Here is a 12131-nt window from a genome sequence, read left to right on the forward strand (position 1 = left end):
TCGGTGTAATGTCACACGAGTACGAGCAGGTTGACGTGCCGGAGAACGGCTCGACCATCGACGTAGACGAGAACGACGAGATCGTCGTTCCGGACGACCCGATCATTCCGATTATCCACGGAGACGGTATCGGGACGGACGTCGGCCCGGCCGCCCAGAAGGTACTCAACGCAGCCGCCGAAGCGACCGGTCGCGAAATCAACTGGATGCGCGTCTACGCCGGCGAGTCCGCCCGCGAGAAGTACGGCGAGAACCTCCCGGACGACACCGTCGAGGCGATGAAGGAGTTCCGCGTCTCCATCAAGGGGCCGCTCACGACGCCGGTCGGTGCCGGCTTCCGCAGCCTGAACGTCGCGCTCCGCAAGAAGCTCGACCTCTACGCGAACGTTCGCCCGACCTACCACCTCGACGGCGTCCCGTCGCCCGTCAAGGAGCCGGAGAAGATGGACATGGTCAACTTCCGCGAGAACACGGAGGACGTCTACGCCGGCATCGAGTTCGAGGCCGGCACCGACGAGGTCCAACAGGTCAAGGAGTTCGTCGAAGACGAGATGGGCTTCGACTCCACCATCCACGATGGTCCGGTCGGCATCGGCATCAAGCCGATTACCGAGTTCGGTACGAAGCGGCTCGTCCGGCGCGCAATCGAGTACGCCATCGAGAACGACCGCGACTCCGTCACGCTCATCCACAAGGGGAACATCATGAAGTTCACCGAGGGCGCGTTCCGCGACTGGGGCTACGAGCTCGCCGAGGAGGAGTACCCCGAACGGACCATCGACGAGGACACGCTCTGGGAAGAGTACGACGGCGAGGCTCCCGAGGACGTCGTCGTCATCAAGGACCGCATCGCCGACAACATGCTCCAGCAGCTGCTCACCCGCACGGAGCAGTACGACGTGCTCGCCATGCCGAACCTGAACGGCGACTACCTCTCTGACGCCGCCGGCGCACAGATTGGCGGGCTCGGCATCGCACCGGGCGCGAACCTCGGTGAGGGCCGCGTGCTCGCAGAGCCGGTCCACGGCTCCGCACCGAAGTACGCCGGACAGGACAAGGTGAATCCGAGCGCGATGATTCTCTCCGGTCGACTCATGCTCGAACAGCTGGGCTGGGAGGACGCCGCGCTGCTCGTCCGTGACGCCGTTGAGGCGCAGATTTCCTCCGGCGAGGTCACGTACGACATCGAGCGACAGATCGACGGCGGCGAGAAGCTCGCCACCTCCGAATTCGCCGAGGGAGTCGTCGAGCACATCCACGACCTCGCGTAAGCTCACGCGACTCACTTCTCAGTTCTTTCACCCGCGATAGCCGCTGCTCTCGACCCGAGAAACAGCGGCGTTACTCGTCGCCCCAGTCGGGATTCGTGCGCGGCGGCGAGAAGATATCCACGCCGAGGAACGGCTCGTCGCCGCGGTTCTCGACGCCGTGGACCTCGTTCCCTTCGAGCACGTACGAGTCGCCCGGGCCGAGCGTAATCTCCTCGCCGTCTTCGAGCAGGAAGGTACCCTGCCCCTGATAGATGAAGCCGGCCTGCTCGTGGTGGTGGTCGTGTTTCGGGACCGTGGCACCCGGTTCGATGCGGAAATGCTGGACGCTCGTTTTCTCGCCGCTCGCCATCTGTGCGAGGAACACGTCCTCGACCGCCTCGGTCTCCGCGCCGATGTCGTCGGTGTCCATGGCGACTGCTCACACGCCCCGGGCTTAATCCCGTCGGGAAGCCGTGGCGAGGAAGCTACGGACCATCTGTCGCCCGTGGTCGGTGAGGATAGATTCGGGATGGAACTGCACGCCGACGTGGGGGCGGTCGGCGTGGCGCACCCCCATCACGACCCCGCGCTCGTCTTCGGTGCGTGCGGTCTCGGTGAGCGCGTCGGTCAGGTCCGCGCGCTCGACCGCCAGCGAGTGATACCGGCCGACGTGCAGTTCGTCGGGGAGGTCGGCGAAGACGCCCCGGCCGTCGTGGCTGACGACCGAGGGCTTCCCGTGGACCACCTCGTCGGCCTGTCCGACCGGGACGCCGTTTGCCGCACACAGCGCCTGATGGCCGAGACAGACCCCGAGGGTCGGATACGCGAGGTCGCGGAAAATCGGGAGCGAGACGCCCGCCTGCTGTGGGGTTCCCGGTCCCGGCGAGACGACGACTGCGCGCGGGGTCATCCGGTCGATGTCGCTCGTCGTGACGGCGTCGTTTCGCCTGACCTCGATTGTATCGCGCGCCTGTTCGTTCGTCAGCCCCTCAGCGAGGAGTGCTTCGCCGACGTACTGGACGAGATTGTACGCGAACGAGTCGTAGTTGTCGATGACGAGGATGGGATTTTGTTCGTTCATCTGTTCCACCCAGTGATTTTGTTCGTGATGGAGGCAACTGCTGGAAGAGTACTGCTTCCGAAGCCCTCGCACTTGCTCCGGTCGATGCGCCGGCTGCGCGCCTCGGGGTCGCGCTGTCGCGCGGCCACCTGCGGTGCTTGCTCGTGCGCGTCGTCCCGGAGCGGGCTCGCCCTTCGAGTCCGCCGAGGGACCGCACCGCCCACACGCCTCCCCAACCGATTCCGTCGCTCACGTTCGTTCGCTCCGTCATCCCTCGCGCTGACTCGCGCGCACGAGGCGCGCTCGGACCACGCCACCGCAGGAGGGCGGGGAGAATCGGAGTTACACATCACCATCACCCTCCACGGAGAGCCGGGTTTCGAGCGCGGTATCGAGGGCGGTAATCAGGGCGCGACCCTTGTCCAGCGTCTCCTCGTACTCGGCGTCGGGGTCCGAATCGTGGACGATACCGGCACCGACCCGGAGCCCGTACTCGCCGTCCGTGTGGACGAGCGTCCGGATGACGATGTTGAGGGTGGCGCGCCCGTCGAAGCCGAGCGCGAACATCGACCCCGTGTACGGCCCGCGCTTCGTCGCCTCGACTTCCTCGATAATCTCCATCGTCCGGGGCTTTGGCGCGCCGGTGATGGTCCCGCCGGGGAACGCCGCCGCAATCGCATCGACGGCGTCGAACTCCGGGCGGAGTTCACCGGCCACGAGCGAGACGAGATGCATCACCTCGGAGTAGCGGTCCACCCGGCGGTACTCCTCGACCTCGACGCTCCCGAACTGCGACACCTTCCCGAGGTCGTTGCGCTCGAGGTCGACGAGCATGGCGTGTTCGGCCCGCTCCTTCGCGTTCTCGGTGAGTTCGCGTTCGAGCGCGGCGTCGATATCGGCGTCGCCACCCCGGGGACGGGTGCCGGCGATCGGCTCCGTCAGGAGTCGGCCGTCGTCGACGTCGAGCAGGAGTTCGGGCGAGGCGCTCACCAGGTCCACGTCCGGGAACTCCACCAGCCCGGAGTAGGGAGCCGGATTCACCCGCCGGAGGGCGTCGTACGCCGCGACGGGGTGGACGGCCGCGGGCGCGGTGAGCCGCTGGCTCACGTTCGTCTGGAAGGTGTCGCCGGCGCGAATCAACTCTTTCACCCGGCGCACGCGGTCGGCGAACTCGGCACGCGTCGCGTCCCCGACGAACTCCACGGAGTCGGTTTCGACCGGTGGGTCGGGCAGCGACGGCTCGCCCGTCGTCAGGTCGGTCGCGAGCGATTCGGCCCGGTCGCGCGCCCGCTCGTAGATTGCTTCGGGGCCCTCGTCGCCGTCGACGCGCGGGCAGACACACACCCGGAGCGTCGGGTCGCCGTCGCGCGCATCGGCCGCCTCCCACGCCACGACGCTGTCGAAGCGGCCGAACTGGACCCGGGGAAGCCCGCGGTCGTCGACCGTCTCGTCGGGCAGCGCTTCGAGTTCCCGGACCGCGTCGTAGGAGAGCCAGCCGAACAGGCCACACGGGTACGGAACCGCACAGTCGCCGCGGACGAGCCGTTCGTCGGCGACTGCATCGCGGAGCGTATCGAAGGCCGACGTCTCGGGACCGACGCTGACGACTTCCTCGGGGTCGGTCGCGAAGTAGCCCCACCCGTCCTGTCCGCCGGTGGTCTCGTAGAAGACGCCGTGGTCGCCGCGCGCGCGGCGATAGGCGTCGAAGGGGTCGGCCACGACGCGCGCTTCCACGGGGATGCGCGCTCCGGCCGGCGCGTCGGCTGCCAGCTCGCGGAAGGCGGTCTCGTCGGTAGCGACCCGAACCATGTGGAAAACAGCGTCGCGGCCGATAACGGGGTTTCGGTTCTACTGCTCGCCGGCGCGGGCGATCCAGTCGGTCAGCCGCTTCGCCGAGATGCCGGTCTCGTCGGCGAGCCAGTCGGCGTCGGCGTCGGCGAGTTCGGCGACCGACTCGATGCCGGCCTCCTCCAGTCGCTTGGCGTAGGCCGGGCCGATACCGTTGATGGATTCGACGTGCGGGCTTCCGTCGGTCGGCTCCTCGGGGACCGGACCCGCGGCCTCTGCCGGTTCCGCGGCGGACGTCTCGGTGCCGGCGTGGTCGGTGACCTCGGTCGCCTCGGCCGGCTCCGCCACGTCGTCCTCGGGCGGCTCCTCCGTCATCGCGGCCGACCCCTCCTTGTGGGCGACGGCTTCGTCGTCTTCCTTCTCACTCGTCGGCGATTTGACGGCGTGCTCGCTGCTCGCGTCCGGCTGTGGCTCCGTGTCGCGGCCGGAGCCGAGCCCCAGTACGGATTTGATAGTGTCCAACAGTCCCATATTCGGACGTACTCGCGCGCCTGACTTAAAGCCGGTCCCGGAGCGCGCGGTTCATCGCGTCGACGGGCGCGTCCTCGCCGGTCCAAAGCTCGAACGCCTCGACCCCCTGAAACAGGAGCATCCACGCGCCGTCGACGGTCGTCGCGCCTGCCGCGTCGGCCTCGCGGAGCAGCCGTGTGTCGAGTGGCGTGTACACCGCGTCGAGCACGGCGAGGTCGGCGTGGAGCGCGTCGCCCGGCACGATCGTCTGCTCGCGGTCGTCCATCCCGACGCTGGTACAGTTGACGAGCACGCTCGCCTCCTCGATGAGCCGCGGCAGGTCCGGGAGTCCGTGCCCGCTCGCGCGGGGTATCTCCGCGGCCAGCTCGCGGGCGGTCTCGACGGTCCGGTTCGCGATTTCGACGTTCATCCCCGCGTCGGCGAGTCCGAAGGCGACGGCCCGGCCAGCGCCGCCGGCCCCGACGACGACCGCCGTACCGGAGAGGTCCACGTCGTGGTGGCCGAGGGCGCGCACCGCGCCGGCGGCGTCGGTGTTGTGGCCGGTGACCGTCTCACCGGAAAAGTCGAGTGTGTTGACCGCGCCGATGCGGGCCGCGAGGTCGTCCGGCTCCACGAGGTCGTGGGCCTGCTGTTTGAACGGAATCGTGACGTTCAGCCCGCGGATGTTGAGCGCGTCGGCCCCGTCGAGCGCCTGGGGGAGCGTCTCGGTCGTCGGCTCGAAGGTGACGTACCGGGCGTCAAGGTCGCGTTCGGCGTAGGCGGCCTCGTGCATCGGCGGCGACAGCGAGTGCTCGACCGGGTTGCCGAGCAGTCCGAAGACGTGCATACCGGCGTTCGGCGGCGGCGGGCGATAAAACGGTCGGCCCAGAGCAAAAGAGATAGGTCCGCCCCTGCCGGCTGTCTACAAAATGGGCTTTACCGACCGATTCCGGCACCCGCTGATTCCGGTCTTCCTCGCCGTCGGCTTGACGCTCCCGTGGGTAGTCTCCGACCTCACCGGCGCGGCCGACGGCTTCTCGGAGCTGACGGTCGTCGCCGTCGCGGGACTCGCCGTGCTCGGCGCATCGTTCCTCCTCGCGTGGGGGGCAGAGACGGCAGAGAAAGACGTTCCCCGCGCCTTCGCCATCGCCGTGCTCGCCGTGCTCGCAGTCGCCCCCGAGTACGCCGTCGACGCGCTGTACGCGTGGCAGGCAGGCAGCGGCGGCGCGACCGCCGAGGCGTGTGCACAGTTCACCACCGCACAGATCGAAAACGAGATCAACGACCTCGCGTCGGCGTGTCACAACGCGAATCTCGCCGTCGCGAACATGACCGGCGCGAACCGCATCCTCATCGGGCTCGGCTGGTCGGGCATCGCCATGTTCACGCTCTTCCGGGCGGGACGGAGCGAAGACCCCGCCGTGGAGTCGCGCGAGGGCTTCCTCGCCGACCGCGTGAACCTCGACCCGAGCATCTCCACGGAGATCGCGTTCCTCTTTTTCGCGACCGTGTGGGCCTTCTTCGTCCCGCTGGGCGGCGGTATCGACATCCTCGACATGACCGTGCTCGTCGGGCTGTACGTCGTCTACATCGGCATCATCCTGAAGGGTGACGTGGACGACGACGACCACCAGGTCGGCGTGCCCGCGTACTTCCAGGCGAAGGCGCGCCACATCCGCGTCCCGGTGGTGCTCACGCTGTTTGCGTACTCGGGCATCCTCATCTTCACCGCGGTCGAGCCGTTCGCCCACGGGCTGGAGTCGCTCGGCCAGCAGTTCGGAATCCCCTCCTTCTTCATGATTCAGTGGGTGGCACCGCTGGCCTCCGAGTCGCCGGAGCTCATCGTCGTTGCGTATCTCGTCAACAAGGCGCGCTCAACGGCCGGCTTCAACGCGCTCATCTCCTCGAAGCTGAACCAGTGGACGCTGCTCATCGGGACGCTGGTCGTCGTCTTCTCCATCGCGTCGGGCGGCTACGAGCATCTCCCGTTCGACGCGAAGCAGTCGGCCGAAATCTGGATTACGGCCGCCCAGTCGCTGTTCGCGCTGGCCATCCTCATCAACTTCAACATCAGCGTCCGCGAGGCGGTCGTCCTGCTCGTCCTGTTCGCCTCGCAGGTCATACTGGAGTTTCTCATCATCCGCGACGTTGCGATTCCGTTCACGAGCCGGGAGCTACTCATCGGCTACGCGGTCGCGTACATCGTGTTCGCGCTGGCACTGTTCGTCTACCGGCGGAACGCGCTCCGGCAGCTGTTCGCGCGGCTCGCGGAGACGGTCAAGACAGTCCGGGGCTGAGAGGCGACCCAAACCCCTTTGCGGGGGACCCCCGTACCCGAGGTAATGGCGGAATGTGACGTGTGTGGCAAGCATATCGACATGCCCTACGAGTGTCGCCGCTGTGGCGGTAACTTCTGTGCGGAACATCGCCTCCCCGAGAACCACTCCTGTCCAGGCCTGAACGAGTGGAACGACCCGGAGGGCGTCTTCGAGTCCGACATGGATGACAAACAGACCGGGCGGGCCGGCAGTGGCATCTTCGATTCGCTCTCCTCTGGTGGTGGTCTCCTCTCCTACTTCGACGGCAACGTCTCGTATCTGTTCTTGGGTATCATGGTCGTCGTCTTCGCGTTCCAGTACATGATTTACCCGCTGCTCGGCTTCGAGGCGGTGTTCAGTGACGTGTGGCGTGCGAGCTTCGTTCTGACGGCAGAGCACCCGGAGTACGTCTGGACGTGGCTCACCTCGGTGTTCTCACACGGTGGCTTTACTCACCTGTTCGGGAACGGCATCGCGCTGTTCTTCTTCGGGCCCATCGTCGAGCGGTACATCGGCTCGAAGCGGTTCACCGCGCTGTTTCTCGCCTCGGGCGTTCTCGCCGGGCTCGGCCAGATTGCACTCGGACTCGCAGTCGGTGACTTCACCGGCGTGCTCGGAGCCAGTGGTGCCATCATGGCCATCATGGCGCTGCTCACGGTTCTGAACCCGGATATCAAGGTGTTGTTGTTCTTCTTCATCCCGATGCCGATTTGGGGGCTGACGCTCGGCTACGCACTCATCTCGGTGTTCGGTGCGTTCGGCACGTTCGGCGGCGGTATCGCACACATGGCACACCTGCTCGGTCTCGTCGTCGGCTTCGTGTACGGCAAACGCATCGAGGATGAGGTGTCGCTGCCGAACCAGTTCCAGTTCGGCGGCGGCGGTGGCGGCGGCATGGGCGGCATGGGTGGCGGTGGCGGCGGTCGCCGACGGTTCTGATGGACTTCGCGCCCGACCCCGCCCTCTCGCGTTCGGAGATGGAGTCGCTCCAACGCGAGATTGCGGCCGCGGCTACCTTCACGGACGACATCGACTTCACCCCCGAGGACGTGCGCGACGGCGACGCACTCGTCGCCGGCGTCGACCAGGCGTTCCTCCTCGATGAGGACCCCGAGCGAGCACTCTCGGCCGTCGTCGTCGCACGCGGCGGCGAAGTAATCGAACGCACCCACGCCGTGACGGAGCTGTCGATACCGTACATCCCTGGTCTGCTCGCCTTTCGGGAGGGCGGACCGATTCTCGCCGCACTCGACACGCTCGAGTCCGACCCGGACCTGTTCCTGTTCGACGGCTCGGGGCGTATCCACTACCGCGAGGCCGGACTCGCCACACACGTCGGCGTCATCACCAACACACCGAGCGTCGGGGTCGCGAAGAGCCTGCTGTGTGGAGAACCGCGCGCGTCCGTCGACGGACTGGCCGAAGGAGAGCGCGTCGCCATCGACGGCGACGACCAGATGCCGACCGACGAAGTGGTCGGCTACGCCTACCAGAGTCGGCAGTTCGACTCCGGGCGCATCAATCCGCTCTACATCTCGCCGGGCCACCGCGTGAGCGCCGAGACCGCGGTGGAGTTCGTCGCCGCCTGCGGCGGGGAGTACAAGCTCCCGGAGCCGACGCGGCAGGCAGACGCCTACGCCGACGAGAAGAAACAGGAGTACGCAGATACAAACGCCTAACATCGGGGCGAGAGACTGGCCCATATGGAACGCACCGCACTCGTGACGGGCTGTTCGTCCGGTATCGGGCGGGCGACGGCCAGAGCCTTCAGCGATGAGGGCTGGACCGTCTACGCGACCGCACGCGAGGACGCCGACCTCGCCGACCTCGCCGGACTCGACACCGAGACGGCGACGCTCGACGTGACCAGCGACGACGACGTGGAGCGGGTCGTCGACCGCGTCATCGAGGAGACCGGCCGCGTCGACTGTCTCGTCAACAACGCCGGCTACGGCCAGTACGGCCCGCTGGAGGACGTGACGGCCGACCAGCTCACCGACCAACTCGACGTGAACGTCGTCGGCCCCCACCGGCTCGTGCGCGCCGTGCTCCCGCACATGCGCGCGGCCGAGGAGGGGACCATCGTCAACGTCTCGTCGGTCGCCGGCCGGGTCGCCCCGCCGGGTGCCGGCGCGTACGCCGCCTCGAAGTTCGCGCTCGAAGGCTACTCCGACACCCTGCGCAACGAGGTCGCCGGCCTCGGTATCGACGTGGCGCTCGTCGAACCGGGTCCGGTGGAGACGCCGTTCCGCGACCGCGTCGAGCAGGAACTCGACACGCTCGCGCGCACCGACGACTACGAGTGGGTGTACGAGATGCAGGAGGACGCTGGCCTGCTCTCCGGGTCGGAGTCGCCGTTCGCCTCGACGCCCGAGGAGGTCGCCGCGACGATTCTGGAGGCCGGCGTCTCCACGAATCCGAACGCGCGGTACGCCGTCGGTGGCTTCGCGAAGGCTCTGCTGTTGGGTCGGTTCCTCCCCGATGGGCTCCGCGACCGCGCCAGTGCGCTGTTCCGAAAGCTATGAACACGGCAGTCACCGCGACGTACGCGATTCACGGGCTCGTCTGTGTCGTCTTACTCGGGCTTGCGGTCGGCAACTACCAGACGACCGGCGACCCGTTGAGTGCCGTGACGCCACTCCTGATGGCGTTGCTCGTCGCCGGGCTGGGCGTGACGGTGGGTCGGGTCGTCGCGAGACGAGACTAGTCGAGACAGGCCGCGACGACGCGCAGCGGAGCCTCGCCGTGGACCTCCTGTGCGAACAGCGGGACGCGCTTCACGTCGTGGCCGCGGAACAGCTCTTGCGCCTCGGAGAGCGCGCTACGCTGGACCTCCCAGCGGCGCTGACAGAACTCACAGTTGTCGAGGTCGGGCGCGACAAACCACTCGGCGTCGGTGTCGGCCACGTCCGTGAGCGGCTGCATCACGCGGTTCACGACGACCGTTCCGACCGGGATACTGAACTCGTTTAGCTGCGAGACGAGCCGCTTCGACTCGGTGACGCTCATCGATTCGGGAATCATGACGACGCGGAAATCCGTCTTCGCCGGGTCGGTGAGCACGGCGCGAAGCCGTTCGACCTTCGCGGAAAGTTCGCGCAAGCTCTCGACGCCTTGCTCCATCTCGGCCTCGCTCGGGCCGTCGCCGCCGAACATCCCCGTGATGGACCCCATCATGCCGGACATGCGCTCGCGCAGCGACAGCAGCTTCCCGACCATCGAGTCCATCACGTCCGGCAGTTCGAGCAGTCGGAGGGTGTGGCCCGTCGGCGCGGTGTCGACGACCACGCGGTCGAAGCGGTCGTCGTCCATGTACTGGAGGAGGAGTTGGAAGGCGGCCGCCTCGTCGGCACCGGGCATCGAGCCGGGCTGCATCGGATTCTCGCCGCCGAGCAGTCCGCCGAGTCCACCCATCCCACCCATGCCGCCAGCGCCGTCCGCGCCCGCGCCGGCGAAGGGACCGCCCTCCAGAGTGTCGGGGTCGATTTCCGCGCCGTACAGGGGATACTCGTCGTCGATACGCCCCGGCGTGGCGGGCACCTCACGGCCGAGCGCGTCCGACAGAGAGTGGGCCGGGTCCGTCGAGACACACAGCGTAGCGGTCCCGTCACGCGCCGAGGAGAGTGCCGTCGCCGCGGCCATCGTCGTCTTGCCGACGCCGCCTTTGCCCCCGTAGAGGACGTACTCAGGGGCGTCGACCGTCGGCGTCACCGACTCGACCGCCTCAACGTCGATTTCGCTCATACTCGCGGTCGGTCGCCGCGGGACATGGGCCTTGTCCATCGGACGCGGGGCCGGCACGGTTTTGGTGCCGGCCACGTCAGGTCGAGTATGGACAGCGGCGACGAGTTCGACTTCGAGCACCTCCCCACGTCGGGACAGTCGTTCGAGAACGCGCTCGCGAAGGCGCGCTCCGGCGACCGTCTCAGCGTCGACGACGCCATCGAACTGTTCACAACCGGCTCGGCCACCGAAGGCATCGACCCGCGCCGGAAAGAACAGGTGCTCGAAGCCGCAGACAACCGCCGCCGCGAGACGGTCGGCGAGGAGGTCACCTTCGTCGCCAACCTCAACAACAACGTCACCACCGCCTGCAACACCGGCTGTCTGTTCTGTAACTTCAAGGACACCGCCGCGAACTTCGAGGCGGACTCCGATGTCGACCACGTCGGCTTCACGAAGACGCCGGCCGAGTCACGCGCCGCCGTCGAAGCCGCTCTCGACCGGGGCGTCTACGAGGTCACCTCCGTCTCCGGACTCCATCCGGCCTTCGCCCTGAACGAGGAACACCACGAGATTCTCCAGACGTACGAGAACCCCGACAGCGAGGTGAACTACAAGCCGCCGGAACGCTACGACACCGACCCCGGCACCTACGTCGAGCAGATGGAAGCGATGAGCGTCGGCGGCGCACACCTCCACTCGATGACGCCCGAGGAGGTGTACCACGCCGTCCGCGGGACGGAGTGGAGCTACGCCGACGCCTACGCCGAACTCAAGCGGGCGGGACTCGCCTCCGCGCCCGGCACCGCAGCCGAAATCCTCGTCGACGAGGTGCGCGAGATACTCTGTCCGGGAAAGATGGATACCGGGGCGTGGCTCGACGCCATGGAGGGGGCCGACGACGCCGGTCTCTCGACGACGGCCACTATCATGTACGGCCACATCGAGAACGAGGCGCACCGCGCGCTCCACCTGAAGCGCGTGCGCGACCTGCAGGACCGGACGGGCAACATCACCGAGTTCGTCCCGCTGTCGTTCGTCCACGAGACGACGCCCCTGTACGAGCGCGGCATCGTCGACGGGGGAGCGTCCACCAGCGAGGACGAGCTGATGATTGCCGTCTCGCGACTGTTCCTCGACAACATCGACCACATCCAGTCGTCGTGGGTGAAGTACGGCGACACGCAGGGGCTGAAGATGCTCTCGTGTGGCGCGGACGACTTCATGGGGACGATTCTCTCCGAGGAGATTACGAAACGCGCGGGCGGCGACCACGGGGAGTTCCGGTCGTTCGGCGACTACGCGGAGATGATTCGCGCCGTCGGCCGAACGCCCGTCGAGCGGTCGACGGATTACGAGCAGCGCCGGCGACTCCCGGAGACGGGACCGTACGGGCCGAAACTCGGCCCGCGCGCCGACGGGACGCCGATACTCGACACCGGAAGCGCCGCTGCGGCGTCGGGCGCAAACGCGGACGACTGA

13 protein-coding genes are annotated in these 12131 nt (G+C 67.5%); 7 read left to right on the top strand and 6 right to left on the bottom strand.

Annotated elements, in window-relative coordinates; all coding sequences use genetic code 11:
- The first annotated feature begins 8 nt into the window (after nucleotides 1-8).
- Nucleotides 9-1271 (top strand): isocitrate dehydrogenase (NADP(+)), encoded by a 1263-nt coding sequence (gene icd, locus DM818_RS03205; protein WP_075938108.1) that lies wholly within the window; start codon nucleotides 9-11, stop codon nucleotides 1269-1271.
- Between the two features lie 70 nt (nucleotides 1272-1341).
- Here icd and DM818_RS03210 read toward each other — a convergent pair whose 3' ends face one another.
- The 5 genes from DM818_RS03210 to DM818_RS03230 all read right to left on the bottom strand — a co-directional run bounded on the left by DM818_RS03210 (nucleotide 1342) and on the right by DM818_RS03230 (nucleotide 5455).
- The gene (locus tag DM818_RS03210; RefSeq protein ID WP_075938107.1) at nucleotides 1342-1680 is read right to left on the bottom strand and encodes a cupin domain-containing protein; all 339 of its coding nucleotides are present in this window, start codon (nucleotides 1678-1680) and stop codon (nucleotides 1342-1344) included.
- Nucleotides 1681-1704: 24 nt separating this feature from the next.
- Complete coding sequence (locus DM818_RS03215) at nucleotides 1705-2331, bottom strand: anthranilate synthase component II (RefSeq protein WP_075938466.1); 627 nt, start codon at nucleotides 2329-2331, stop codon at nucleotides 1705-1707.
- A 321-nt stretch (nucleotides 2332-2652) separates the two neighbouring features.
- A complete protein-coding gene (locus tag DM818_RS03220; protein ID WP_123123840.1) occupies nucleotides 2653-4119 on the bottom strand; it encodes an anthranilate synthase component I family protein in 1467 nt (488 codons plus the stop codon).
- Between the two features lie 39 nt (nucleotides 4120-4158).
- Complete coding sequence (locus DM818_RS03225) at nucleotides 4159-4629, bottom strand: helix-hairpin-helix domain-containing protein (RefSeq protein WP_123123839.1); 471 nt, start codon at nucleotides 4627-4629, stop codon at nucleotides 4159-4161.
- Nucleotides 4630-4654: 25 nt separating this feature from the next.
- Nucleotides 4655-5455 (bottom strand): shikimate dehydrogenase, encoded by an 801-nt coding sequence (locus DM818_RS03230; protein WP_075938104.1) that lies wholly within the window; start codon nucleotides 5453-5455, stop codon nucleotides 4655-4657.
- Between the two features lie 82 nt (nucleotides 5456-5537).
- On the opposite strand from DM818_RS03230, the gene DM818_RS03235 reads away from it, so the two are divergent.
- From DM818_RS03235 to DM818_RS03255, 5 genes are read left to right on the top strand one after another with little or no spacing between them, the layout of a single operon-like run.
- Entirely contained in the window at nucleotides 5538-6905 is a 1368-nt protein-coding gene (locus tag DM818_RS03235) for a sodium:calcium antiporter (RefSeq protein WP_075938103.1), read from the top strand.
- Nucleotides 6906-6950: 45 nt separating this feature from the next.
- The gene (locus tag DM818_RS03240) at nucleotides 6951-7865 is read left to right on the top strand and encodes a rhomboid family intramembrane serine protease (RefSeq protein WP_123123838.1); all 915 of its coding nucleotides are present in this window, start codon (nucleotides 6951-6953) and stop codon (nucleotides 7863-7865) included.
- Nucleotides 7865-8605 carry an endonuclease V gene (locus tag DM818_RS03245; RefSeq protein WP_123123837.1) on the top strand — a complete coding sequence of 247 codons (741 nt, stop codon included), beginning with the start codon at nucleotides 7865-7867 and terminating at the stop codon, nucleotides 8603-8605. The genes DM818_RS03240 and DM818_RS03245 overlap by 1 nt, the downstream gene beginning before the upstream one ends.
- Nucleotides 8606-8629: 24 nt before the next feature.
- Nucleotides 8630-9451 carry an SDR family oxidoreductase gene (locus DM818_RS03250; RefSeq protein WP_123123836.1) on the top strand — a complete coding sequence of 274 codons (822 nt, stop codon included), beginning with the start codon at nucleotides 8630-8632 and terminating at the stop codon, nucleotides 9449-9451.
- Complete coding sequence (locus tag DM818_RS03255) at nucleotides 9448-9633, top strand: hypothetical protein (protein ID WP_123123835.1); 186 nt, start codon at nucleotides 9448-9450, stop codon at nucleotides 9631-9633. Before DM818_RS03250 ends, DM818_RS03255 begins: the two co-directional genes overlap by 4 nt.
- Here the strand turns inward: DM818_RS03255 and DM818_RS03260 are convergent.
- Nucleotides 9630-10670, bottom strand: a complete 1041-nt coding sequence (locus DM818_RS03260) for an ArsA family ATPase (protein ID WP_123124585.1) — start codon at nucleotides 10668-10670, stop codon at nucleotides 9630-9632. The genes DM818_RS03255 and DM818_RS03260 overlap by 4 nt on opposite strands.
- 87 nt (nucleotides 10671-10757) lie before the next feature.
- Here DM818_RS03260 and cofH point away from each other — a divergent pair, with 87 nt between their 5' ends.
- Nucleotides 10758-12131, top strand: coding sequence for a 7,8-didemethyl-8-hydroxy-5-deazariboflavin synthase subunit CofH (gene cofH / locus DM818_RS03265; RefSeq protein ID WP_153952291.1), 1374 nt, complete (start codon nucleotides 10758-10760; stop codon nucleotides 12129-12131).

Origin of the sequence: Halosegnis longus, assembly GCF_009663395.1 — an archaeon.
Taxonomy (GTDB): Archaea; Halobacteriota; Halobacteria; order Halobacteriales; family Haloarculaceae; genus Halosegnis; species Halosegnis longus.